Source organism: Brotaphodocola sp., assembly GCF_983179755.1.
The window spans coordinates 16073-42134 of sequence record NZ_CFAHBC010000025.1; the positions used below are offsets into that span (position 1 = coordinate 16073).

Annotated in this window: 23 protein-coding genes; 21 read left to right on the plus strand and 2 right to left on the minus strand. The window is 48.0% G+C overall.

Annotated elements, in window-relative coordinates:
* The first annotated feature begins 141 nt into the window (after positions 1-141).
* The 17 genes from clpP (at position 142) to AC4EVX_RS09710 (ending at position 19950) form a co-directional block, all read left to right on the plus strand.
* Positions 142-723 carry an ATP-dependent Clp endopeptidase proteolytic subunit ClpP gene (gene clpP / locus AC4EVX_RS09630; protein WP_177976872.1) on the plus strand — a complete coding sequence of 194 codons (582 nt, stop codon included), beginning with the start codon at positions 142-144 and terminating at the stop codon, positions 721-723.
* A 131-nt stretch (positions 724-854) separates the two neighbouring features.
* The gene (clpX, locus tag AC4EVX_RS09635; RefSeq protein WP_308451887.1) at positions 855-2156 is read left to right on the plus strand and encodes an ATP-dependent Clp protease ATP-binding subunit ClpX; all 1302 of its coding nucleotides are present in this window, start codon (positions 855-857) and stop codon (positions 2154-2156) included.
* Positions 2157-2355: 199 nt separating this feature from the next.
* Positions 2356-4686 carry an endopeptidase La gene (gene lon, locus AC4EVX_RS09640; protein WP_490160095.1) on the plus strand — a complete coding sequence of 777 codons (2331 nt, stop codon included), beginning with the start codon at positions 2356-2358 and terminating at the stop codon, positions 4684-4686.
* Positions 4683-5348 carry a ribosome biogenesis GTP-binding protein YihA/YsxC gene (gene yihA, locus AC4EVX_RS09645; protein WP_177977744.1) on the plus strand — a complete coding sequence of 222 codons (666 nt, stop codon included), beginning with the start codon at positions 4683-4685 and terminating at the stop codon, positions 5346-5348. Before lon ends, yihA begins: the two co-directional genes overlap by 4 nt.
* Positions 5349-5597: 249 nt before the next feature.
* Positions 5598-6068: a methylglyoxal synthase gene (locus AC4EVX_RS09650; RefSeq protein ID WP_177977745.1), complete on the plus strand. Its 471-nt coding sequence runs from the start codon at positions 5598-5600 to the stop codon at positions 6066-6068.
* Positions 6069-6339: 271 nt separating this feature from the next.
* Positions 6340-7512, plus strand: coding sequence for an ABC transporter ATP-binding protein (locus tag AC4EVX_RS09655; protein WP_177977746.1), 1173 nt, complete (start codon positions 6340-6342; stop codon positions 7510-7512).
* A 151-nt stretch (positions 7513-7663) separates the two neighbouring features.
* Positions 7664-8530 carry an ABC transporter permease subunit gene (locus AC4EVX_RS09660; protein WP_177977747.1) on the plus strand — a complete coding sequence of 289 codons (867 nt, stop codon included), beginning with the start codon at positions 7664-7666 and terminating at the stop codon, positions 8528-8530.
* A 23-nt stretch (positions 8531-8553) separates the two neighbouring features.
* The gene (locus tag AC4EVX_RS09665; protein WP_408612100.1) at positions 8554-9441 is read left to right on the plus strand and encodes a carbohydrate ABC transporter permease; all 888 of its coding nucleotides are present in this window, start codon (positions 8554-8556) and stop codon (positions 9439-9441) included.
* A 173-nt stretch (positions 9442-9614) separates the two neighbouring features.
* Positions 9615-11045: an ABC transporter substrate-binding protein gene (locus AC4EVX_RS09670; protein ID WP_490160096.1), complete on the plus strand. Its 1431-nt coding sequence runs from the start codon at positions 9615-9617 to the stop codon at positions 11043-11045.
* Positions 11046-11224: 179 nt separating this feature from the next.
* Positions 11225-12061, plus strand: coding sequence for a Cof-type HAD-IIB family hydrolase (locus AC4EVX_RS09675; protein ID WP_490160097.1), 837 nt, complete (start codon positions 11225-11227; stop codon positions 12059-12061).
* A 332-nt stretch (positions 12062-12393) separates the two neighbouring features.
* Complete coding sequence (locus AC4EVX_RS09680) at positions 12394-12942, plus strand: ECF transporter S component (RefSeq protein ID WP_177977151.1); 549 nt, start codon at positions 12394-12396, stop codon at positions 12940-12942.
* 3 nt (positions 12943-12945) lie between these two features.
* A complete protein-coding gene (gene bioD / locus AC4EVX_RS09685) occupies positions 12946-13629 on the plus strand; it encodes a dethiobiotin synthase (RefSeq protein ID WP_490160098.1) in 684 nt (227 codons plus the stop codon).
* 71 nt (positions 13630-13700) lie between these two features.
* A complete protein-coding gene (gene bioA, locus AC4EVX_RS09690) occupies positions 13701-14900 on the plus strand; it encodes an adenosylmethionine--8-amino-7-oxononanoate transaminase (RefSeq protein WP_490160099.1) in 1200 nt (399 codons plus the stop codon).
* 225 nt (positions 14901-15125) lie between these two features.
* Entirely contained in the window at positions 15126-16229 is a 1104-nt protein-coding gene (locus AC4EVX_RS09695; protein WP_308451881.1) for an S-layer homology domain-containing protein, read from the plus strand.
* Between the two features lie 14 nt (positions 16230-16243).
* On the plus strand, positions 16244-18031 hold the full coding sequence (locus AC4EVX_RS09700) for an efflux RND transporter periplasmic adaptor subunit (RefSeq protein ID WP_490160100.1): 1788 nt from the start codon (positions 16244-16246) through the stop codon (positions 18029-18031).
* 46 nt (positions 18032-18077) lie between these two features.
* On the plus strand, positions 18078-18785 hold the full coding sequence (locus AC4EVX_RS09705; protein ID WP_177977147.1) for an ATP-binding cassette domain-containing protein: 708 nt from the start codon (positions 18078-18080) through the stop codon (positions 18783-18785).
* Positions 18769-19950 (plus strand): ABC transporter permease, encoded by a 1182-nt coding sequence (locus tag AC4EVX_RS09710; RefSeq protein ID WP_177977146.1) that lies wholly within the window; start codon positions 18769-18771, stop codon positions 19948-19950. The genes AC4EVX_RS09705 and AC4EVX_RS09710 overlap by 17 nt, the downstream gene beginning before the upstream one ends.
* 3 nt (positions 19951-19953) lie before the next feature.
* Here AC4EVX_RS09710 and AC4EVX_RS09715 read toward each other — a convergent pair whose 3' ends face one another.
* On the minus strand, positions 19954-20976 hold the full coding sequence (locus AC4EVX_RS09715; protein ID WP_177977145.1) for a triphosphoribosyl-dephospho-CoA synthase: 1023 nt from the start codon (positions 20974-20976) through the stop codon (positions 19954-19956).
* A gap of 265 nt (positions 20977-21241) precedes the next feature.
* Positions 21242-21766: a citrate lyase holo-[acyl-carrier protein] synthase gene (citX, locus tag AC4EVX_RS09720; RefSeq protein ID WP_490160101.1), complete on the minus strand. Its 525-nt coding sequence runs from the start codon at positions 21764-21766 to the stop codon at positions 21242-21244.
* A gap of 470 nt (positions 21767-22236) precedes the next feature.
* Here citX and AC4EVX_RS09725 point away from each other — a divergent pair, with 470 nt between their 5' ends.
* From AC4EVX_RS09725 to AC4EVX_RS09740, 4 genes are all read left to right on the plus strand, one after another.
* Entirely contained in the window at positions 22237-23283 is a 1047-nt protein-coding gene (locus tag AC4EVX_RS09725) for an ABC transporter substrate-binding protein (RefSeq protein ID WP_490160102.1), read from the plus strand.
* Positions 23284-23514: 231 nt separating this feature from the next.
* The gene (locus AC4EVX_RS09730; protein ID WP_490160103.1) at positions 23515-24423 is read left to right on the plus strand and encodes an ABC transporter permease; all 909 of its coding nucleotides are present in this window, start codon (positions 23515-23517) and stop codon (positions 24421-24423) included.
* 3 nt (positions 24424-24426) lie between these two features.
* A complete protein-coding gene (locus AC4EVX_RS09735) occupies positions 24427-25224 on the plus strand; it encodes an ABC transporter ATP-binding protein (protein WP_308451873.1) in 798 nt (265 codons plus the stop codon).
* 86 nt (positions 25225-25310) lie between these two features.
* Positions 25311-25958, plus strand: a complete 648-nt coding sequence (locus tag AC4EVX_RS09740; RefSeq protein WP_308451872.1) for a cytidylate kinase-like family protein — start codon at positions 25311-25313, stop codon at positions 25956-25958.
* The last annotated feature ends 104 nt before the right edge of the window (positions 25959-26062 follow it).

Below are 26062 nucleotides of genomic sequence, written 5' to 3' on the forward strand. Positions count from 1 at the left end.
AGAGCGGAAGAGGATTCCGATCCGCCGTTTCCGCATAAATCCGGATATTTGCGGGTATAGTTAAAAGGGCCGGGATGCAGTGCACCTGGCAAAGGATGCATGAGACTGCATCCCGGTCCGTTTTGTATGGAGGATTTGACGATGGCATTAGTACCTTATGTGATTGAGTCAACCAGCAGAGGAGAACGTTCTTACGATATTTATTCCCGATTATTAAAAGAGAGAATTATTTTCCTTGGTGAAGAGGTGACTGACGTATCAGCAAGCCTGATCGTAGCACAGCTTCTTTTCCTGGAATCTGAAGATCCGGGCAAGGATATTAATTTATATATCAACAGTCCGGGCGGTTCTGTAACTGCCGGAATGGCAATTTATGACACGATGAATTATATCAAGTGCGATGTTTCCACAGTCTGCATCGGTATGGCAGCCAGCATGGGCGCATTCCTGCTTGCAGGTGGCGCAAAGGGCAAGAGATTTGCACTTCCGAACGCGGAAGTCATGATCCATCAGCCTTCCGGCGGTGCCAGAGGACAGGCAACCGAGATTCAGATTGTGGCAGAGAATATCTTAAAGACCAAGAAGAAACTCAATGAGATTCTTGCAGCCAATACGGGTCAGTCTTATGAGACGATCTGCCGGGATACAGAGCGCGATAATTATATGAGCGCAGAGGAAGCAATGAACTACGGGTTGATTGACCGTGTGATTGCAAATCATTAAAATAAAAATGGCGGAAGGCGCACGCAAAAGCATCTCTCGGGAGGATCACGCATGATTTCGTTCATGCAGGGGGTGATCCAGAATGTCCCGGAGATGCTTTAAGATCAAGGAAAGGATAGAGGTGTAGCGATATGCCCAACAGAACAGATGACAGAGTCAGATGCTCGTTTTGCGGAAAGACCCAGGATCAGGTAAAGAAACTGATTGCGGGTTCCAATAACGTGTTTATCTGCGACGAGTGTATTGACCTTTGCGCGGAGATTCTGGAAGAGGAATTCGACGAGCACGACAATGCGGGACTGGATTTAAGCAGTATCAACCTGCTCAAGCCGAAGGAGATTAAGGAGTTCCTTGATGAGTATGTAATCGGACAGGATGCCGCAAAGAAAGTGCTGTCTGTTGCCGTGTACAATCATTACAAGAGAATCACATCCGGCAAGAACATGGATGTGGATGTACAGAAGAGCAACATTCTTCTTCTCGGACCGACCGGTTCCGGAAAGACGTATCTGGCACAGACACTGGCAAAGATCCTGAACGTGCCGTTTGCGATTGCAGATGCGACCGCACTGACAGAGGCAGGATATGTCGGTGAGGATGTGGAGAACATTCTTCTGAAACTGATTCAGGCAGCAGATTACGATATTGACCGTGCACAGTACGGTATCATTTACATTGATGAGATCGATAAGATCACGAAAAAGTCGGAGAACGTTTCCATCACCAGAGATGTTTCCGGAGAGGGAGTTCAGCAGGCACTCTTAAAGATTCTGGAGGGAACGGTTGCGAGTGTTCCGCCTCAGGGTGGAAGAAAGCATCCGCATCAGGAGCTTTTGCAGATCGATACAACCAATATCCTGTTTATCTGCGGTGGTGCGTTTGATGGTCTTGAGAAGATCATTGAGAGCCGTCTGAGTGCAGGCTCAATCGGTTTCAATGCTGAGATCGTGGAGAAGAACAAGGCAGATATTGATGAACTGCTCAAGAAAGTAGAACCTCAGGATCTCGTGAAGTTTGGACTGATTCCGGAGTTTATCGGTCGTGTGCCAATCACGGTTTCTCTCGATCTGCTCGATGAGAAGGCGCTGGTACGGATTCTCTCCGAGCCGAAGAATGCGCTGATCAAGCAGTATCAGAAGCTGTTTGAGTTAGATGATGTAAAGTTGGAGTTCACACCGGAGGCACTTGAGGAAGTTGCAAAATTTGCAGTGGAGAGAAAGACCGGAGCAAGAGGTCTGCGCTCGATTCTTGAGGGTGCGATGATGGATCTGATGTATGAGGTGCCGTCTGACAATAACGTCGGAATCTGCACCATCACGAAGGATGTGATCGACCGGACCGGAGAGCCGGAGCTGGTATACCGAGATATGAATGTACCGCGCAAGAACCTGGCTCAGAGAATCAAAAAAGAAAAATCAGGTGAGATCGCGTAAGTCGGTCTGCCGGTATGAAGGGGCTGTTGCAGAGTAGAACCATCGGCAAAACCGGGTCTGCTCTCTTGCGACAGCCCATTCTGTATATCAAAGAGAAAAGAGAGAAACATAGTAACTAAAGCAATTTCCAATGGATTTTTGCTCGTGACTGTGAAGGTACTGAACAGTTACAAGAAATAGAAAATAACGGAGAAAAAATATGGAAGATACGATAATGACGATGCCGGTGATTGCCCTGCGTGGGCTGACGGTTCTTCCTCATATGACGGTCAGCTTTGACATCAGCCGACCGAAGTCGATCTCTGCCGTGGAAAAGGCGATGGTGGGAGATCAGAAGATCTGTCTGGTAACCCAGAGAGATCCGGAGGATCAGGACCCGACACTCGAACAGCTCTATCACATTGGAACGATCGCCCTGATTAAACAGCTTGTAAAGATGCCGGGAGGAATTGTCCGCGTGATGGTCGATGGTCAGGAGAAAGTCGAGTTGCTTTCCCTCGATCAGACGGAGCCTATGCTTGTCGGCGAGATCATGGAGGTTGAGCCGGAGGAAGAGCCGGAGTATGTGGTGGAGCAGGCGATGCTTCGCGTTCTGAAAGAGAAGACGGAGGCTTACAGCCATCAGCATGCAAAGTTTGCAAAGGAGATCCTGCCGGGTCTTCTCGCAACGAAGGATCTCGAGCCTCTGATGACGCGCCTTGCGAGCGAACTGCCGTGGGAGTATGTTGTTCGTCAGGAATACCTTGAGGCGATGAATGCCGAGGGACGTTACGGTGTTCTCGTGAAGAATCTTGCCAATGAGGTCGAGATCGCTGAGATTCGCAGAGAGTTCCAGCAGAAAGTCAAGGAGAGCATTGACAAGAATCAGAAGGATTACATTCTCAGAGAGCAGATGAAGATCATCCGCGAGGAACTCGGCGAAGACCCGATCTCCGATGCAGATGAGTATGAGAAGCAGATTAAGGCGCTGAAGGCGAGCAAGGAAGTCAAGGAGAAGCTCAAGAAGGAGCTTGACCGCTTCCGCAACATGCCGGGGGGAAGCCAGGAGGCAAATGTCCTTCGTACATATGTCGAGACACTTCTCGAACTCCCATGGAATAAGATGTCCCGCGACAACAACGACATTCATCATGCGGAGGAGATTTTAAATGCTGACCACTATGGACTTGAGAAAGTCAAGGAGAGAATTCTTGAGTATCTCGCAGTCCGCATGCTGACGAAGAAGGGAAGCAGTCCGATCATCTGTCTTGTCGGCCCGCCAGGAACCGGAAAGACTTCGATTGCCCGCTCGGTTGCGCGTGCGCTGAACAAGAAATATGTGCGCATCAGTCTCGGCGGTGTCCGCGATGAGGCAGAGATCCGTGGTCACAGAAAGACCTATGTCGGAGCAATGCCGGGTCGTCTTGTCGACGGTCTGCGTCAGGCAGGAGTCTCCAACCCGCTGATGCTCCTCGATGAGATCGATAAGGTCAGCAGTGATTACAAGGGAGATACATCCTCCGCACTTCTCGAGGTTCTCGACGGAGAGCAGAATGTGAAGTTCCGTGACCACTATGTTGAAGTTCCGATTGACCTGTCAAATGTGCTCTTCATTGCGACAGCAAATACGACCCAGACAATCCCGGGTCCTCTGCTTGACCGTATGGAAGTCATTGAGGTCAACAGCTACACCGAGAATGAGAAATTCCACATCGCAAAGGATTATCTGGTCGGCAAACAGCTTGAGAAGAATGGACTGACTGAGAAGGAGCTGATGATCAGCGATGACGCTCTCAGAAAGATCATTCACAACTACACGAGAGAGGCGGGAGTCCGCAACCTTGAGCGCCGGATCGGAGACATCTGCCGCAAGTCCGCACGCGAGTTCCTCGACAACCGTGATCAGGTGATTTCTGTGACGGAGAACGATCTTGAGCGTTATCTCGGAAAAGAAAAGATCACCTATGAGGCTGCGAATGAGACCGATGAGGTCGGAATCGTGCGCGGTCTTGCGTGGACGAGTGTCGGAGGTGATACGCTTCAGATCGAGGTCAATGTGATGCCGGGCAAGGGAGAACTCAAACTTACCGGACAGCTCGGAGATGTGATGAAGGAGTCCGCACAGACGGCGTTGACGTTTGTACGCTCAATCTGCCCGAAATATGGAGTTGCAGACGATTACTTTGCAAAGCATGACATGCACATCCACATCCCGGAGGGCGCTGTGCCGAAGGATGGTCCGTCTGCGGGCATCACGATGGCAACCGCAATGCTCTCCGCTGTGACGGACCGCAAGGTCAAGGCAAGTGTCGCAATGACCGGAGAGATTACCCTGCGCGGACGCGTTCTGCCGATTGGCGGTCTCAAGGAGAAGATCCTTGCAGCAAAGATGGCACATATGAAAACCGTGCTTGTGCCGGATAAGAACCGTCCGGATATTGCAGAGCTTTCCGAAGAGATCACCGACGGATTGAAGATTGTGTTTGTGAAGACGATGGAAGATGTCGTGAAAGAGGCGTTTGCAGAACCGCAGGAGGAAAAAGCAGAATGATTATCAAAAAAGCAGAACTTGAGACCGTTTGCGGAATCACAAGCAAACTTCCGGAGAATGAGAACCCGGAGTTCGCGTTTGCCGGAAAGTCAAACGTCGGAAAGTCATCCCTGATCAATGCGCTGATGAATCGAAAGTCTCTTGCGAGAACGTCGTCCCAGCCGGGAAAGACGCAGACGATCAACTTTTATAACATCAATGACGCCCTCTACTATGTCGATCTTCCGGGATATGGATACGCAAAGGTATCTGTGGAAGTCAAGGCAAAGTGGGGAAAGATGATTGAGCGTTACCTTCAGAAATCCCCGATGCTTCGTTGCGTCTTCCTTCTGATTGATATTCGCCACGAGCCGTCCGAGAACGATAAGCTGATGTATGACTGGGTGGTCTCCAATGGCTACCATCCGGTCATCATCGCGACGAAGCTCGATAAGCTCAAGCGCAGTCAGATCCAGAAGCATGTGAAGATGGTCAGAGAGGGACTTGGAATTCCGAAAGAGGGAATCGTGATTCCGTTCTCCGCTGAGACAAAGCAGGGCAGAGATGAGATCTGGGCTTTGATTGAGTCGATGATGAATCCGCAGGTGGAATCAGAAGCCACGGAGAATATTGAGAGTGCTGATGCCGAAGGAAAGACTGAGGGCGAAGGCAAAGCTGAGTAAACATCGTTACTGCTGATCATATTTTCAAAAATGTTCACAAAACTTTACCGGAATTTCACTTGTTCCCCCTTCTCTCCTGTGCTATGCTGAGAGCGGGCAGAGATTTTTCCTGTAAAGGTGAGAGATCGTTTGACTTCTGCGAGAATTGAGTCACTTGAGTGAAATGAAACTGGCAGGAAAAGAATAGTTGCTCAAAATGAGTTAGTTCGTTGCGTCTGGAAATTCTTAGAGAGACAGGAGAGAAAAAGAATGGCAGAAACGTATGTTACTTTTAAGATTGGCAAAAAGAAGAACATTGCTCTGATTGCTCACGACAATGAGAAATCGAAGCTGATTGACTGGTGCCGGGAGCATCAGGATGTGCTTGCGAAGCATAACCTGTGTGGAACCGGAACGACAGCGCGGATGATCACGGAGCATACCGGGCTTACGGTAAAGGGATATAACAGTGGTCCTCTCGGTGGAGACCAGCAGATTGGTGCGAAGATTGTGGAAGGACGAATTGATTTTGTAGTCTTCTTTTCTGACCCTCTGACGGCTCAGCCACACGATCCGGATGTGAAGGCACTGATGCGAATTGCACAGGTGTACGACATTCCGATGGCGATCAATAAGGCGACCGCAGATTTTCTGATCACCTCTTCCTTTATGGACAGCGAGTACAAGCATGAGGTTATCAACTTCAAGCGCCAGATCATTGAGCGCGCGGAGAGTCTGTAACTCAGAATGGTTGTTCCCATCTGAGCGATATGCTCCGCAAGCGTCGACTTAAAAAATTTAAATTAAAATTTTATTATCGAAGTATCAAAATAATAGAGACAAAAATAGAGACAAAATACGAAAGAAGAGAAGCATTCTGTGAAATCAAATCATTTACGATGATTTTACAGGATGCTTCTTTTTGATTTTACAAAGTCTCCCTAAAATAATATTGTATACAAAATGAAAGAAAAAAATGGAAGAACGAAATAAAGGAGACGAAAAAAATCAAATGGCAAATGTATCGTTGGTGAATGTGGAAAAGACGTATTCCAACGGATTTCGGGCGGTGAAGAGGTTCAACCTGGAGATCCGGGATGGGGAGTTTATCATTTTTGTCGGACCTTCTGGATGCGGAAAATCCACAACCATGCGTATGATTGCAGGGCTTGAGGAGATTAGTTCCGGGGAGCTCTGGATCGATGGACAGCTTGCAAACTTTTTGGAGCCGGGACAGCGTCAGCTCTCAATGGTTTTTCAAAATTATGCACTTTATCCTTATATGAGTGTTTACGAAAATATGGCATTTGGACTTCGGGTTCACAAGGTGGATCGATCGGAGATTGACCGAAAAGTCAGAGAGACCGCGAGACTGCTTCAGATCGATCATCTGCTTGACCGCAGACCGTCCGCACTCTCCGGAGGACAGAAGCAGAGAGTCGCAATCGGAAGTGTGCTTGTGCGGGAACCGAAACTTCTTCTGATGGATGAGCCTCTCTCAAACCTCGACGCAAAACTCAGAAGCCAGATGAGAGTGGAGCTTGCAAAAATTCATGAGAGATTTTCTTCCACGATCGTCTATGTCACGCATGATCAGGTGGAGGCAATGACACTCGCAGACCGAATTGTTGTGATGAGAGAGGGAGAAATTCAGCAGATTGCATCCCCGAATGAGATTTATAACAATCCGATCAACCAGTTTGTCGCAGGATTTATTGGTTCTCCATCGATGAATTTTCTTCCGGTTCGTTCTGGTGTGGAGAATGGAAATTACTTTTTGCAGGCAGGTAAAAGCCGTCTTTTGATCTCGGACTTACTAGCAAAGCGGATCAAAGACCAGAGCGGTCTTGGAAAAGAATTGGTTCTCGGAATTCGACCGGAGGATCTGCATCTCCAAAAGGAGGAGAAAACGAGTGCGGATCGGATAGAAAAAGAGAAGCTCGGCAGAGGTCAAAACAGAGGAACGCTTCAGATGAAGGTCATGGTCAGAGAAGGACTTGGGGCGGAGGTTCTGCTTCACGGCGAGATTGAGGGCGAAAATGCCTGTGTCAAGTTGGATCCATCGTGTGAGACGAGACCGGGCGAAATGATTTCTCTCTATCCGGATATGACAAAAATCAAACTCTTTGACGCACAGACGGGAGATAACCTTCTGTATATGAATTTGAAGAATGAAAAGCGCTAGAAGAACCGGAAAAACTGAAAATGCCAGAAGCGTTTAGAAAAATCAGAAATGTTAGAAAATCTTAAAAGAGCTTAGAAGAGCTAGAAACTGGCAACGAAAGCCGGATGCAAATTAAATAGAGATTTGATGGGAAGGAAGAAAAAAGAAAAAAATGAGTACGAAGAAAGAAAAGAGGAATCTCGGGGCATACGGGTACCTGATTCCGTCTCTGCTGATTTTTGGAGTATTTCTGTTTTATCCGTTTTTTAAAACGATTTATTTAAGTATGTATAAGACAAATAAGATGGGAGAGGCAAAGATCTTTGTCGGATCAGGAAACTATGTAGATCTTCTGACCTCACCATCCTTTTACAATAGTCTGATGGTGACAGCGATTTTCGTATTGATTGTTGTGATTGGGGGAATGGCACTCGGACTTCTCGGTGCGGTTCTCTGCAATCAGGCATTTCCGGGAATCCGGATCTTCAGCACAGCCTATGCACTTCCGATGGCGATTGCATCAAGCTCGGCGGCAATGATTTTTAAGATTATGCTTCACCCCTCAATCGGAATTGTAAATAAAATTTTGGGACTCAATATCAACTGGATCAATGACCAGAGATATGCGCTGGTGTGCGTGGCAGTTTTGACGGCATGGCTCAACAGCGGAATCAATTTCCTGTATTTTTCCGCGGGACTCAGCAACATCGATGAGAGTATTTACGAGAGAGCTTCTGTGGATGGGGCAAATGCAGTGCAGAAATTTTTCCGTCTGACACTTCCGGGACTCAGCCCAATCATGTTCTACACACTCGTGGTCAATATCATTCAGGCATTTCAGTCCTTTGGTCAGGTAAAAGTGCTGACTCAGGGAGGTCCGGGAGAGTCGACAAATCTGATTGTATACTCGATTTACCGGGATGCATTTTTTAACTATCGCTTCGGAAGCGCAGCGGCGCAGTCGGTGATTCTGTTTCTGATTATTATGGTACTGACGCTGTTGATGTTCCGGGCAGAGAAGAAAGGAGTTTCATACTGATGAGCAGACAGGAAGTAGCTGTTATGAGAGACGCGCTGGACGCCGGACAAATCCGAGCGCTTCAGATGGAGGCAAATAGGCGTGCTCTGGCAAAGAAAAATCTGAGAAAAGGAATTTTGATTGGACTTAACACAATCGTTGCATTTGTGATTCTGCTTCCTCTGCTGTATGCATTCAGCGTTGCATTTATGCCGTCGAGTGAGCTTTTCACGACGGAGATGAATCTGATTCCGAAACAGCCGACACTCGAAAACTTTCGTCAGGCACTGGTGAAAGTTCCGCTGGTTCGCTTTGTGATCAACTCGTTTGTTGTGGCAGGATGCATTACGATCGGACAGATCATTTCCTGTTCTTTATCCGCATTCTCGTTCTCCTTCCTGAAGTTTAAGGGAAAACAGGTGCTGTTCATGATTGTGATGGCGACGATGATGATCCCGGGAGAGGCGACGATCATTTCCAATTATCTGACGGTCAGCAAACTCGGATGGCTCGATTCCTATCCAGTGCTGATTGTGCCGTATCTGACTTCGGCGATGGGAATCTTTCTGTTCCGTCAGTTTTATATGAGTTTTCCGATCTCCCTCTATGAATCGGCGAAAATGGATGGTTGCTCAAATCTGAGATTTATTTTTCAGATTTTGATTCCACTTACGAAGTCCGCAATCGGGGCAATGGCAGTTTATACCTTTATCAATGCATGGAACATGTATATGTGGCCACTTCTCGTGACGGGTTCCTCGACTTACCGCACGGTGCAGATCGGAATCGGTATGCTTGATAGTGTGGATTCCCAGTCGATCACGTTGATGATTGCGGGAGTGGTGATGATTATTGTCCCGTCGATCTCGATTTTCATCATCGGTCAGAAACAGTTGATTCGCGGAATGTTCTCCGGCGCAGTCAAGGGCTAAGAGAAGTTCAGGCTTTTGTGGGGGAAAGCCTGTTGAAAATAGAAGATAGAAAAAACAGAAGCGAAGAAGAAAGAAGCACAAGAAAGAAGCATAAGAAAAAAGCAGAAGAAAGAAATGGAAGATGAAAATTCCGTGAACCGATAAATGCGTTCAGGGAGAGCATGGAGGAAAAAATGAAGTTAAAGAAGACAAAGAGAGCGATGAGTATGGCGATGGCAGTGATGATGGCAGTCAGTGCAGCTGCATGTGGAAAGAGTGAGACTTCCTCAAATTCAGCAGATTCGGCATCTTCAAGTGCACAGACCGAGAGCAAAGATAACTCTTCCAGTGCAGAGACACAGGCAAAGACAGATCCAAGTGGGGCTTCCGGAGAGGGTCAGACGATCACATTCTGGCATTCAATGGGCGGTGTCAACGGAGAGGCGATTGACTATCTCGTCAAGAAATTTAATGAGGAAAATACGAAGAATATCAAGGTGGATGCTCAGTATCAGGGAAGCTATGACGACGCGATCAATAAGCTCAAGAGTGCGCAGATCGGAAATATGGGAGCCGATCTCGTGCAGATCTATGACATCGGTACCCGTTTCATGATTGATTCCGGTTGGGTCATCCCGATGCAGGATCTGATTGATGCAGATGGATGGGATAATTCTCAGATTGAGCCGAATATTGCGGCATATTATACGGTAGATAACAAGCTGTATTCGATGCCGTTTAACTCCTCAACTCCGATTTTGTATTACAACAAGGACATGTTTGAGAAGGCCGGGATCACGGAGGTTCCGGACAGTCTGCCGGGAATTGAGGCAGTCAGTGAGGATCTGATCACAAAGGGTGGTGCCGGAGAAGCGATTTCTCTTGGAATTTATGGCTGGTTCTTTGAACAGTTCACGGCAAAACAGGGCAAAAACTATGTGGACAACGGAAATGGGCGTGAGGGTGTCGCAACGGCAGTGGAGTTTGATTCAAACGGTGCAGGTCTCAACACACTGACGGCATGGAAGTCTCTCGCAGACAAGGGGTATGCGCCGAATGTCGGTCGCGGAGGTGATGCTGGTCTTGCTGATTTCAGCTCTGGAAAGTCTGCAATGACGCTTGGCTCTACGGCATCCTTAAAACAGGTGCTCAACGATGTCAATGGAAAATTCGAGGTCGGAACGGCATATTTCCCGAAGGTATCTGATGACGATCAGGGCGGTGTATCGATCGGAGGAGCTTCGCTGTGGGCACTGAACAATGAGGATGAGGCAAAGCAGATGGCAGTCTGGGAGTTTGTAAAGTTCCTCGTATCCCCGGAGAGTCAGGCATACTGGAATGCTCAGACCGGATACTTCCCGGTAACCGTGACTGCACATGATGAGCCGGTATTTAAGGAGAATCTGGAGAAATATCCGCAGTTTGAGACCGCAATTGATCAGCTTCATGATTCGACTCCGGAGTCCGCAGGTGCTCTTCTCAGTGTCTTCCCGGAGGCGCGCACGATCGTGGAGACTGAGATCGAAAATATGATCAATAAGAACGAAAAACCAGAGGATGCCTTAAAGACGATTGCCGATCAGATCAACAAGTCAATTGAGGATTACAATCTTTTGAATGAATAAAATTCCATAAGGTTAAGGTAATGACAGAGAAGCATTCTGTGAAATCAAAGCATTTACGATGATTTTACAGGATGCTTCTTTTTGATTTTACAAAGAATTTGTAGAATAAAAGAGAAAAAAGAACAAAGAAAAAAGAACAAAGAAAAAAGAAATGTTGAAAACAAGGGGAGGAATGATAAATGATTCGACTGGTAGCATCAGATATGGATGGAACTTTATTGGGGCAAGATGGAAGAATCTCAGATCGGACGGCGCAGACGATCCGCCAGATGAGAGCTTCCGGCTGTGAGTTTGTTGTCTGCACCGGGCGCGGCTATGAGGATGCCAGGAGACCACTTGAAGAACAGGCGATTGACTGCGATGTGATCTGCATGAATGGGGCAAAGGTCTGCGACCGGACGGGAAATGCGATTTTCAAACAGGAACTTTCCTATGAGCAGGTCAGAGCGGTTCTCACGTGCAGAGAGCCGGGAATGTTGTTTGATTTCATGACGAATGAGGGCAGTGTGACGATCAGCACGAGAGAAGAATTTCGCAGGGGATTTGAAGAGGGAATCCTTCTTCCGATGGCGGGGGGAATCTCGTTTGAGATCATTGAGAGCAAGTTTCGGTTTATCTCGGAGAGCGAACTGTTTGCAGGCGATCTCGAGATTTTCAAGATGTCTGTGATGAGCCGGGAGGAAGATGCGCTGATGCGCGTGAGAGAGAAGCTGTTAAAAGATCCCTCGTTTGCAGTTGTCTCCTCGGATGAGACGAATTTGGAGATCACAAACTCGTCAGCCCAGAAGGGAATTGCGCTCTTGAAATATGCCCAGAGTCACGGAATTCAGCTGAGAGAGATTCTTGCGGTCGGGGACAGTGAGAATGACAGATCAATGCTGGAACTTCCGCTTGGATACACACTTGCGATGGCAAATGGAATGGAGCTCGCAAAAAAGACTGCGCGCTGTCAGACCCGATCGAATGCAGAGGACGGAGTTGCATATGCGATTGAGACGCTTGTTCTGCCATCGTGATCCATTCTGTATTATTCTGTATGGTCTTAATTGTAAATTGTCTTATAAGTTCTTTTTAATTTTATTCCATTCTTATTCTCTTATTCCACCAGAAAGTTTAAATAAATTGATTGTCAACCAAATAAAGATAATTGGTTGACAATGTAAAAATTCTATGATATGCTCCTACAAGTCCATCCTTGTAATACCACCCGGGATCTGGGACAGCGAGTGCTGTTTTAGAAGGTAGGAAAAGGACGGAAGAATATGCGCATGTACAGGAAAAGAAAAGGGGGAGATTTCAGATTTTGGGAACGCCCCGGAAATTTTAGGAGGAAAAAATTTTGAAATGTATGAAAACAAAAGATCTTGTGCTTTGCGCAATGTTTGTTGCGTTGATCGCAGTGGGAGCATTTATCAAGGTTCCGGTTCCGGTAGTTCCGTTTACCCTTCAGTTTTTGTTTACGATGCTGGCGGGACTACTTCTTGGTCCTGTAAATGGGGCGCTGGCAGTCGTCGTTTATATTGTGTTGGGGCTGGCGGGACTTCCGATCTTTACACAGGGCGGTGGACCGGGTTATATTTTTCAGCCGAGTTTTGGCTACATCATTGGATTTGCAGTGGCGACTTATGTGACTGGACGAATTGCAAATGAGAAGAGCCGTCCGGATTACAGATGTCTTCTGGTGGCAAATTTTATCGGACTCTTTATTGTGTACGCATTTGGCATGGTCTACTATTATGTGATCAGTAATTTCGTTTTAAATACACCAATCGGACTCTGGCCACTGTTTTTATACTGCTTTTTACTGGCAGTACCGGGAGACATTGTGCTGTGTATTCTGGCAGCGACACTCGGAAAAAGAATGATCCCGATGATCAGGGAAGGGAGACTTGGATAGAAAATGAGCAGAAATATTTTTGTTACAGGTACAGGAACGGATGTTGGAAAGACGTATGTGACGGGACTGATCGTAAAAAAACTGAGGAAAAGCGGTGTGGATGCAGGCTACTATAAATCTGCTATGAGCGGGAATGAAAGACGACCGGACGGCAGTCTGATCCCTGGGGATGCGTTGCAGGTAAAAAAGATGTCCGGAATCCGCCAGCCGTTGGAAGAAATGTGTCCGTATGTCTATGAGACAGCCGTCTCACCGCACTTGGCATCCCGGCTGGAGGGAAATCCGGTGCAGATGGAAGCTGTGCTGAAGGGATTTTATAAAGTTTGTGAGGAGTACGAGTATGTGACGATGGAGGGGAGTGGAGGAATTCTCTGTCCGCTTTGCTTCGATGAGGCAGATCTTCGCCTGCCGGAGGTGGTCAAAGCCTGTGGGCTTGGCTGTCTTATGATTGCGGATGCCGGACTTGGAACGATCAACGATGTGGCACTGACTGCGTATTACCTCAAAGCGCAGGGGATCCCGTTAAAGGGGATTATTTTAAACCATTACAGACAGGGCGATATGCTCCATGAAGATAACCGGAAAATGTGCGAATATTATACAGGAGTTCCGGTCGTTGCGTGTGTGGCGGACGGTGACACGGAGCTTTCGATAAATATAGAAGATTTGAAGGCCTTATATGAATAATAGCTAATAGGCAACAGGCGGAAAAATAATGGCGAAGATACGGAACTTTTACAGCAAAGGAGAAGAAAACGATGATCTGGTATCCATATCAACAATTAAAAACGATGAAGGCACCATATGGGATCGTGGATGCAAACGGGGTATATCTCTATACGAAAGACCAGAAGATGATTGATTCCGTCTCATCCTGGTGGAGTGTGATCCACGGGTATAAGCACCCGGTTATCAATCAGGCGATTATTTCGCAGGTGGAAAAGTTTTCTCATGTCATGTTAGGTGGGCTGACACATGAACCGGCAAGGAAGCTGTCGGAGAAGCTCTCATCCTGGCTGCCGGGGGATCTGGATTATTGCTTCTTTTCAGATTCCGGCAGTGTGGCGGTTGAGGTGGCTTTAAAAATGGCGTTGCAGTATTACATGAACCGGGGAGACGAAAAGCGGACAATGGTCCTGGCCTTAGAACATGCTTATCATGGTGACACATTTAAGACAATGGAAGCGGGAGATGATGAAGATTATCATTTTGTGCTAAAGGCTTATGGGGCAAGTCCGTATGTGGTTCATATTCCAACGGAGATCACAGCTCTTGAAGAAGCCTTTGAAAAATATCATGACAGGCTGAACTGTGTGCTCGTGGAACCGCTTCTTCAGGGTGCCGGCGGTATGCGGATGTATGATGTTTCGTTCTTAAAGAAGGCGAGAGAGCTCTGCGACAAGTATGGTGTCCTTCTGATCTTTGATGAGGTGGCGACGGGATTTGGTCGGACAGGCAACCGTTTTGTGGCGGACTTGGTTCTTCCGGATATTCTGGTTCTTGGCAAAGCGCTGACAGGTGGATACATCGGTCATGCGGTTACCGTAGCAAACCGAAAAGTATTTGAAGGCTTTTACGATGATGTCCCGGAACATGCTCTGATGCATGGCCCGACGTTTATGGGAAATGCGCTTGCATGCAGTGCGGCACTTGCATCGATTGAATTGTTTGAAACGCAGAATTATATGGAAAAGATCCGAAAGATTGAGCTGGTCACCCGTCGCGAGATCGAAGGCTTCACAGACCCGAGAATCCGTGAAGTCCGGATCATGGGAGGTTGCGTCTGCATCGAGGTCTATGATCCGGAGGTGCTGAAAGGGTATCAGGAATATGCCTATAAGAGAGGCGTATTCAGCCGTCCGTTTTTGAATTATCTTTATGCGATGGTGCCGTATGTGATCAGGGAGGAGGAACTGGTGCAGGTACTTCAGTGCATGAAGGACTGGTTTGCAAAATAAAAATAGAAAAAGATAGCGCATCTGATTGATCGTAATGGATCAGTCAGGTGCGTTTTTCATTGCCAAATCCCTTAAAGAAACAAAGAGAAAAATTTTTAAAAGAAAAATTTTAAGTCGGGGTAGTTCACGAGAAAAAACTCTCAATTCTGACACATTCTAAACACAAAATGAACACAAACATCATTTATGATTACTTTAATATCAGAGAGGAGTTTGAAAAGCATTATGGGAAAAAGGGGAAAGATCGCGGTAGCGATGGCGATTGTGACAGCGACATCGAGCGTTTTGCCGATGGTTGCTCAGGCAGCAGACAATAACATGGACTACCGCAGAAAGGTAGTCGGCATTGCAGGAATTATGAGTGTGAGCAGTGATCTCACCACATCGGTGACGAGAGGAGAATTTGCTCAGATGCTTGTGAAGGCATCGACGTATCGGGATTATCTGACGTCCACGAGCAATGTTTCCGTGTATTCCGATGTGCCTGCGACCCATACCTATGCCTCGAGCATTCGGATGGCAGCAGAAAAACAGTGGATGGTCGGCTATCTTGGAGGACAGTTTAAGCCGGATCAGGCGATTACCCTTCAGGAAGCGGTCAGAGGACTTTTAGCGCTTCTCGGATATACGAATGAGGATTTTGCGACGAACACCGTCGGAGCGCGGATGGCGATGTATTACAGTCTGGAACTCAACGATGAGGTTGACAGACAGCAGACGGAGATCCTGAATCGTCAGGACTGCATCAATCTGTTTTATAACCTCTTAAAGACCGACAGCAAGACGACCGGAAAGGCGTATGCGACTGTACTTGGCTGTGAGTTGAACTCGGACGGAGAAGTCAACCCGATGGGACTTGCCGACACTGATTTAAAGGGACCGAAGCTGATTCCGAAGGGCAGTGTGCTTGGCAACTACATTCCGTTTAATGTTCAGCAGGCGAGCATTTTCATCGACGGCGAGGCATCGAGCTATGAGATCCTCAAACAGCACATTTCCAACGACTATGTGGTCGTCTACTACAACACGACAGCGAAGACGATCTGGGCGTATGTTGCAGACTCTGTGGATGAGATTCAGAGTGGACGCTGTGCAATCCGCGGTACCGTAGAAAATATCTATTACAGTTCGAGCGATGTGATGACGCCGACGTCGATCACGCTCGACGGGGATGACAATGAGTATAAACTGACGAATTCTCAGATGCAGTTTGCATTTTCGATCTATGGGTCGCTGCGTGTGGGCGATACTGTGACGCTGATCTGTGAGAAGACGGTGAACTCAAACGGAGATGCGACGTATACGATTGTTGATTATGTAGAAGACTGACAGGAGAGATAGAGATGTTGAAAAAGCTGACAGACAAACTGAAAAAGAAGAGTCCGGACGCAGAGAAAAAGAGAATTCCAAAGAAATCCGGAAAGAAGAAATGGATTTTCGCAGGAATCATGGTGATCGCTGTCGCAGGTGGAGCGTTCTTTGTACAGAATCAGAAGAAAAATGCGAAGCTGGCAAATGCACAGGCAGGAAAGCAGAACACCGCAGAAGTCACAAAAGGAGATCTGATTTCTTCGCTTTCCTCCTCCGGAACGATCTCCGCAAAGGATACCTATGAGATCACCTCCCTTGTCGAGGGCGAGGTTGTTGAGGCGAATTTTGAGGAGGGAGATCAGGTGGAGAAGGGACAGGTGCTCTACCGCATTGATTCCTCTTCTGTGAATTCCCAGTTGAATTCTTCTCAGAATTCGCTTGAGCGTGCAAATAAAAAGTATCAGGAGGCACTTGACGATTACAATGAGGCGGTCAGCGATTACAGTGGGGACACCTACAAGTCGACGCGCACCGGATTTATCAAGACTCTGAATATAGAAGCCGGAGACAAGGTCTCAAACAACACGGTTCTTGCGTCGATCTACAACGATCAGACGATGAAGATCAAGGTTCCGTTCCTCTCAACGGAAGCAGTCTCAATCGCGGAGGGTGCTCAGGCGGTTGTGACATTGACGGATACCGGAGAGCAGATCACCGGAACAGTGACCGCGGTCAGCAACATGGATGAGGTGCTTGACGGCGGACGCATGGTGCGCTATGTGACTGTGGAAGTCGCTAATCCGGGTGGACTCAGCTCCCAGTATACGGCGACGGTCTCAGTCGGAGATTTCCTTGGAAGTGGGGAGGCGACATTTACGGCTGTGACCGACACGACGATGTCGGCAAGTCTTTCCGGTGTCAATGGAAGTATCGAGGTCGAGAGCATGCTCGTCCATGAGGGCGACTATGTGACCGTCGGAACTCCGATTTTCAAGATCAAGAGCAAGGATGTGCAGGACATCCTGCAGAGTTTTGAGGACTCTGTGGATTCCGCAAAAGCTCAGGTCGAGCAGGCACAGTCAAGTCTTGACAGTACACAGGACAACATCGACAACTACACGATCACAGCGCCGATCTCCGGACAGATCATTACAAAGAGCGTCAAGGTCGGAGATAAGATCAGCCGAAATTCCGGAAGCTCGGATACGACACTTGCGACGATCTACGATATGTCGGAGCTGACGTTTGAGATGTCGGTCGATGAGATGGATATCTCGAGTGTCGCCGTTGGTCAGTCGGTTTCGGTAACTGCCGATGCGTACAGCGACCGCACATTCAGCGGAACGGTCACAAATGTCAGCCTCAAGGGAAGCCAGTCAAACGGAGTCACGAACTATCCGGTCACGGTAACACTGGATTCCGATGCAAACGGAGTGCTTCTTCCGGGTATGAATGTCGATGGTGTGATCACGGTCGGAGAGTCGAAGGACACACTGATGGTTCCGTCCGGAGCACTGATGCGTGGAAATCGCGTCTATATTAAGGATGATTCCGCAGACGCATCCGAGGGTCCGCAGATGGGTAACGTGCCTGCCGGATTTAAGGCAGTTGAGGTCGAGATCGGACTCAGCAACGATGATTTTGTTGAGATCAAGAGCGGTGTCTCCGAGGGTGATACGGTTTACGTCGAGGAGTCGTCTGGAAAGAGTACCGACATGTTCCAGATGGGCGGTCCTGGAGGCGGAATGGGAGGCCCGGGCGGAGCTCCTGGCGGTAACGGCGATGGCGGAGGTCAGCGCGGTGGCGGTGGAATGCCGTAAGTGAAATGTCAAGCATAGATAAAAAAGAGGGAGGAAGGCGAGAACGATGGGAGAGCCACTAATTGAGTTAAAAGACATCTACAAGATCTATCAGATGGGATCTGAGGAGGTGCGGGCAAATGACGGGATCTCTCTGACGATCAACCGGGGCGAGTTTGTCGCGATTGTCGGAAAGTCCGGAAGTGGAAAGTCGACGCTGATGAACATCATCGGAGCGCTCGATGTACCGACTTCGGGAAGTTACCGGCTTGGCGGGGAGGATGTCGCACAGATGAGCGATGATCAGCTCGCGGACATCCGAAACCGAATGATCGGATTTATTTTTCAGCAGTACAACCTGCTCCCGAAATCCAATCTTCTCGAAAATGTGGAACTTCCTCTGCTTTACGCGAAGGTGCCGAAGGAGGAGCGAAAGGAGAGGGCGATGCGCCAGCTTGAGCGAGTTGGACTTGCGGAAAAGTGGCGTAACCTTCCCAAACAGCTCTCCGGAGGTCAGCAACAGAGAGTTTCGATTGCGAGAGCGCTTGCGGGCGACCCGTCGCTGATTCTTGCGGATGAGCCGACCGGAGCACTCGACTCAAGAACGAGCCGGGAAGTGCTCAACTTCCTCAAAGAGCTTCACAGTGAGGGCAACACGATTGTAATGATTACCCATGATAATTCCATCGCAGTTGAGGCGAAGCGCGTGGTGCGGATTATGGATGGAAAAATTAATTTTGACGGAGACGTGGAAGACTATGCAGCAATCATTTAAGCTGGCGATTAAGAGTATCTGGGGCAACAAAATGCGTTCGTTTCTGACGATGCTTGGAATCATCATCGGTGTGTCTGCCGTGATCATTCTCGTCAGCGTCGTCAGCGGATATCTCTCTTACATGACGGAGAGCTTTGCAAGCCTCGGTGTCGATCAGATTACACTCAATATCATCAATCTGCCGTCGCGAAATGTCAGCGTGGATGAGATGTATGAGTTTTATGATAAAAATACAGATTTGTTTGGAAGCATGACGCCGACGATCTCGATTCGCGGTGTCGCAAAGAATGGAAATGATTCGCTTGACTCGACGAGTATCACAGGTGTCAGCGAGGATTATCAGGAAATCAAGGACTGGGAGCTTGAGTATGGACGTGGTCTCCAGTATATTGATATGTCGGCGCGCCATAAGGTCTGTGTGATCGGAACCTATGTGGCAAACGAGCTCTATGGAGGTGCGGAGAAAGCCTGTGGGGAGACGATCAAGATCAACGGAACGGCATTTACGATTGTCGGTGTCATCGAACAGCAGAATAAGGAAGAACTGAGTGAGGGCGGAACGGATGATTTTGTCTGGATTCCGTACACCTGTGCGACGAAGCTGGCGAGAAATGCCTATGTCAACAACTATATCATCACGGTGAATGATCTCGACAAGGTATCTGAGTGCAAGACCGCACTCAAAAATTTCCTCTATGAGAAGATGAAGAATGAGGATCTGTATACAGTCGAGGCGACGAGTGACATGCTCGATGAGATCAACTCGCTTGTGACGACGGCTTCTGTCGGTCTTGGTGGAATTGCAGGAATCTCCCTTCTCGTGGCAGGTGTCGGTGTCATGAACATCATGCTCGTGTCCGTCACTGAGAGAACGCGTGAGATTGGTATCCGAAAGGCGCTCGGTGCGCGAAGAAGCGTGATTTTGCAACAGTTTGTGATTGAGGCAGCGGTGACAAGCTCGATCGGAGGTGTGATCGGAATTGCGATCGGTTGTGGAGTGATCTTCCTGATTAACAGGTTTAACACGACATTCCAGTCGACCCCGACGTTCTCCGCGATTGCGGTATCGTTTGCGGTTTCCGTCGGAATCGGCTTGCTGTTTGGATATATGCCGGCGAGCCGTGCATCAAAGCTCAACCCGATCGATGCACTCCGAAGTGAGTAAGGCTTAGTTCTTCAAATCAAGATTTTCCAGATCGTGAAGCAGGATTGTGACGGCGAGAAGGTCGGCACAGCCCCCGGGACTTAAATGGAGGCGGATGAACTCTTCGTTGAGACGCGTAAGTTCCAAGAGTCCCTGCTTCGTAAAGGCCCCGCCGAGATCAAGGATACGTTTTGCACACTCCTTCTCGTAGACGAGCATTTCGGGGCTCGTTCGGATCAGGACATTCGTGTCGTCGACGCTTGCCATCAGCGAGAGGAGGGTGTTCAGGCGGGAGGCATTCCAATGTGGGTTGAAATCTGGGGTTGAGAGAGTGCCGGTCTGACCATTCAGGTAGACTTCCGTAAAGGCTTTTTTTGCCTGCTCTGCAAGCCCTGGATCGGAGAAACGGCGCAGAGATGGGAGAGCGATCTTGCGGATCGCGGGAAAGCCCTCCGCGACCTCCCCGCGGATTCCCTTTATACCGAAACGGACATAGAGAATTTCCCCGTGTGTGCGGGGATTTTTTTTGTCCATTTTTTGAAAATCCGTCTCGATCAGATCACGACAGAGAAGACCGGAAGTCTCAAGAATTGCTTCAGCGTTAAAGCTGTGTGTCTGCGCAAAGAGAAAGCCGGCGATTGCAGAGACGATTCCCATCGAGAAAATCATGCCCTTGTGTGTGTTGATCCCGTTTGTCGCGTCAAACATCGCCTTCTCCGCCTCTACTCCGAGCGGGCGAATCGCAGAGAAAAGATCTCTGCCATCACGATCTTCCTGCCAGAAAAGTCCGATCTCAAACATCTTTGTGATCCACGGGGCAATCGCGTCAGAGCTTGCCGAGAACGTATCAAAATCCATATCGGAGTGTGCTCCGCTGTCGTGGCGGTCGACAAGACCCGGCTTTGGGGTCGCAGAGACCTCCGCCATCAGTGCGCGGTGGCAGAGTTTGGAGAAGGTTTCGACTAATCTCGTCGTGCTGATTTTTGTCTCGGATTCTCTTGGAAAATCTGTTTCCGGGGCTTGATCTGGTCTGGTTTTCTGGTACATAGACACCTCATTTCTGGCGAAAAACGCCGATGATAATAAATCATACGAAATTTTTTATTTATATACAGATACAGTAACATCAATTATCACAAGCAAGGAGAAAAATCCAAGAACAAAAGGGGACACCAGAGAACAGCGCAGTCTGCATACTGTTTTCTGATGTCCCCGTATTTGCGGTGTGATTTTCTTTTTTTAACATTTTTGTATGTGATTCTTTTTTATTTGCTTGCATGCTTAACAATTGACTTTTTCTGCGACGAATGGATTAACAGCTCGTAAACGGTTTTAAAATCTCACTGACCCTTGCAGTGAGTTCCTCAACGGTGTGTTTACGGCTGCGGCTGCATGCGTGTGCCGGTTCGTCACAGATCAAACATCTGCGAGCGGGCTGACCGAGTTCCTCGCGGGAGATCTTGGTGCCGTTCACATTTAACACATCAATATCAAAAAGTCGCCCGAGGGCGTCCTGATCTTCCAAAGCAGTCATCAGTTCTTTCACATATTCCGGAGAAGCGTCGACGCTGTAAAATGCTTCATATCCGGTCTTCTCTTTTTCAGTACGGAAATTGCTGATTAGAATAAGATGCTCTTGAAGCGTCTCCTCAATTCTTCGGCATCCTTCTGCGAAGGCTTCCGGTACACCGGGAAGAAGTTTAACAGGACCAGGAATATTGAGTGTCAGACAGATCAAAGGTTTCCGGTACTGCTGAAGAAGCTGTTTCTGCAAAACGCTACGCATCTCTCTCGCATTGAGCATTTCTAAAAGTGCAACTGAGTTGTCGTTGTTCATCGTGAGAGGTTCCTCCATGATTCGAGAATAATCCGATTGATTTCTGGTTTTGTCATGTTTTATCCATTACAGAAACGGAGGATTCTCGCTTATTGCTCCAAATTCCAATAAAACTCTGCTTACGAATGAAAAAGGTTGATTATCACGATCGGTTGGCAGTAAATTGGATTGGAAAATTCATTCGCCAGGAAAGAGAGTTTTATTGTGAATTTAGAGTACAGGTAAGTGCTTTACGAGTTCAAGTATAGTAGAAAATCACGAAAAATGCAAATACTTAATCTGTTATGAACCCTATAAAGATTTTCCTATTTTCTCATTTTTCACTTTATTACTTTAAAATCACATAAATTTAAAGTAATAAAATTGACGCTGTGAAAAAAGTGTAGTATGATGAAAAAAGTTCATGAGGGACGAGACGGAACATTAAGACATCCATGAAACTATCTGAGAGAAAAGAGAGGGAGAGAATTATGAAAAAAACAATGAGAATCTTATCTGCGACAATGGCAGGAATCATGGCACTTTCCATGACAGCATGCGGTGGAAGCGGTGCATCTGCAACGACAGCAGAGACGGCAAAAACGGACAGCAGTGTGGCAGACTCTTCAGCGACCGAGGGAGAGAAGAGTGCGGACGGACAGACGTATCTTGTGGGAATCTGTCAGCTTGTTCAGCACAATGCTCTGGATGCGGTAACTCAGGGATTCAAGGATGCACTGACGGAGGAGCTTGGTGACGCCGTAAAGTTTGATGAGCAGAATGCACAGGGAGACTCTAATACCTGTTCCACGATCATCAACAGTTTCGTCTCCGAGAATGTAGACCTGATTCTTGCGAACGCGACAGCAGCCCTTCAGGCAGCTCAGGCAGGAACGAAGGATATCCCGGTTCTCGGCACTTCTGTGACAGAGTACGGAGTGGCACTCGGAATCGATGATTTCAATGGAACGGTCGGCGGAAATATTTCCGGAACCGCAGACCTGGCACCGCTAAATGAACAGGCAGGAATGATCAAGGAACTCTTCCCGGACAAGAAGACGGTTGGTCTTCTCTACTGTTCCGCAGAGCCGAACTCCCAGTATCAGGTGGATACGGTGAAGGAGGAGCTTGAAAAACTCGGTTACACCTGTGAATATTATGCATTTTCCGATTCCAACGACATTTCCACGATCACGACAAAGGCAGTTTCTGAGAGCGATGTGATTTATGTTCCGACGGATAATACCGCAGCGGCAAATACGGAGATCATCAACAATATCTGTCAGCCGGCAGGCATTCCGGTTGTCGCAGGCGAGGAAGGCATCTGCAAGGGCTGTGGCGTTGCAACATTGTCGATCAGCTACTATGACCTTGGTGTTGCGACCGGAAAGATGGCAGTAAAAGTTCTGACTGGTGAGTCTGATATCTCCGAGATGCCGATTGAGTATGCACCGCAGTTTACGAAGAAGTACAACAAGACGATCTGCGATCAGCTCGGCATCGAAGTTCCGGATGATTATGTTGCAATCGAAGAATAAGATTGAGAAAAGATGGAACAGAGATCTATTCCGGTGACAGAAATGGAACGGAACGAGAAAAAAGCAAAATAGCATAAAAAATCTGACAGAAAAGAAATTTATGCAAAAAATGATCGAATTTGTTCTAAAATTTGATTGAAGGTTCTGTGAAAATATTGTAGAATAGAGAAGAGCAGAAAGACTGTCATCGGCAGTCTTTCTGCGTCTGAGCGGTTACGCTGGAGGAAAAATATGATAAGTTTGATTAATGCCCTACCCGGAGCAGTGGCGCAGGGACTTATCTGGGGAGTCATGGCGATCGGTGTATATCTCACGTTTCGGATTCTGGATATTGCGGATCTGACGGTCGATGGTTCTCTGGGAACGGGCGGTGCGGTCTGCATCATGATGATGCTGACGGGACACAATGTCTGGATATCGATGGCATGTGCATTTCTGGCGGGAATGATGGCCGGATTGGTGACAGGAATTTTTAATACATTTATGGGAATCCCGGCGATCCTGGCGGGAATTCTGACACAGCTTGGTCTGTATTCGATTAATTTAAAAGTGATGGGAAAAGCGAACCAGGCGATCAATGTCGACAAGTATCAGCTTCTTGTCTCCCTGCGTTTTATCCGCGGGGTTGCATTTTATCGCAATACGATTCTGATTGTGGCTGTGGCGATTCTTCTTCTTGTTGTGTTGTTGTACTGGTTCTTCGGAACAGAGCTTGGATGCTCTCTGCGTGCGACCGGATGCAATGAAAAGATGGCACGGGCGCAGGGAATCAACACCGACTTTGCGAGAGTCCTCGGTCTGATGCTCTCGAATGGTCTTGTTGCACTTTCCGGAGCTCTGCTCTCTCAGTATCAGGGATTTGCCGATATCAATATGGGACGAGGCGCAATCGTCATCGGTCTTGCAGCTGTCATCATCGGTGAAGCTGTCTTTGGACGGGTATTTCACAATTTTGGATTCCGTCTTGTGGGCGTCGCACTCGGATCGATCATCTATTATCTGGTGCTTCAGCTCGTAATATGGATGGGTATTGACACGGATCTTCTGAAATTGCTCTCTGCGGTAGTTGTTGCCGTATTCCTTGCAATTCCGACATGGAAGAGCCGTTATTTTTCCAATTTTAGCAAAGGGGGAAGATAAGGCATGCTGGAGATCAGAGAGATTTCAAAGACATTTAACCGTGGAACGGTGAATGAGAAAAAGGCACTTCGCGGCTTGAGTCTGACGCTCAAGGACGGGGATTTTGTGACGGTGATCGGAGGAAACGGAGCCGGAAAATCGACGCTCTTGAATGCGATCGCAGGTGTGTGGCCGATCGATTCCGGAAAGATTCTGATTGATGAGAAGGATGTGACAAAACTTCCGGAGTACAAGAGAGCGAAGTTTCTGGGACGCGTGTTTCAAGATCCGATGAATGGAACCGCAGGAACGATGGGAATCGAGGAAAATCTTGCGCTGGCGCTTCGCAGAGGTGGAAGACGGACTCTCAAGCCCGGGATCAAGAACAGCGAGAGAAGGCTTTATCAGGACCTTCTCAAGCGCTTGGGACTCGGACTTGAGGATCGCATGACCTCGAAGGTCGGACTGCTCTCAGGCGGTCAGAGACAGGCATTGACGCTTCTGATGGCGACGCTTCAGCGCCCGAAACTTCTGCTTCTCGATGAACATACCGCAGCGCTCGACCCGAAGACGGCGAAGAAGGTGCTCGATCTGACTGCAGAGATCGTCGCAGAGCAGAATCTCACGACGCTGATGATCACGCACAACATGAGAGATGCGATTCAGCTCGGCAATCGGCTGATCATGATGCATGAGGGAAATGTCATCTATGATGTCGAGGGCGAAGAGAAGAAGAAATTGACTGTCGATGACCTGCTTCACAAGTTTGAGGAGGCGAGTGGAGAGCAGTTTGCGAATGACCGCATGATGCTTGCAAAATAAAAATTAAATTTCCGGAGTGCAGAAATCGGAAAATTAGATTCAAAAACAGATGATTTCGGGTGCTTTGGATTGGAGGAGGCGTTTTTATGGATAAGAACAAACTGGTGATCACAATTGAACGTCAGTACGGAAGTGGAGGTCGCATTGTCGGCAAACGTCTTGCAGAGGAACTTGGGGTTTCCTACTACGACGATGAGATTTTGAGCATGACGGCGGAGAAGAGTGCTGTCGGCGAACAGTATTTCCGTCTGGCAGATGAGAAGGCGGGCAACAATGTGCTCCGCAAGATTGTCGGTGGAATGGGAAGAAAGCTGGCTCTTGGTCATCCGAAGATTGACGGAGATGTGACTTCACCGGAGAACCTTTTCCGATTCCAGTCTGAAGTTATCCGCGAGCTTGCCGATCACGAGTCCTGCGTGATCATTGGACGGTGTGCAGACTATATTCTCGAGAGTGCAGGCAAGGAAGATCTTGTGAAGATCTTTGTGTATGCAGACACGCCGACCTGTGTGCGCCGGACGATGGAGGTTGATGGAATTCTTGACACGAAGGAAGCACTCGATAAGCTGAACCGGATCACGAAACAGCGCCGGGAATATCACCGCTACTTCACCGGAAGAGAGTGGGAAGATATGACAAACTATGATCTGCCGATTAATGCGAGCAAGCTTGAGCTTGACCAGATCGTGGATCTGATTAAGACGTATTTGAGAATGATCGGATATGAGATCTAAGCGGTTTAACAGGTAAAAAAATCCCCCGCCAGTTTGAGCTGGTGGGGGATCTTTTATATGAGTGCGCCCGGCGGCGCACGTTTCTAACCGGTGCAAGTCCGGAA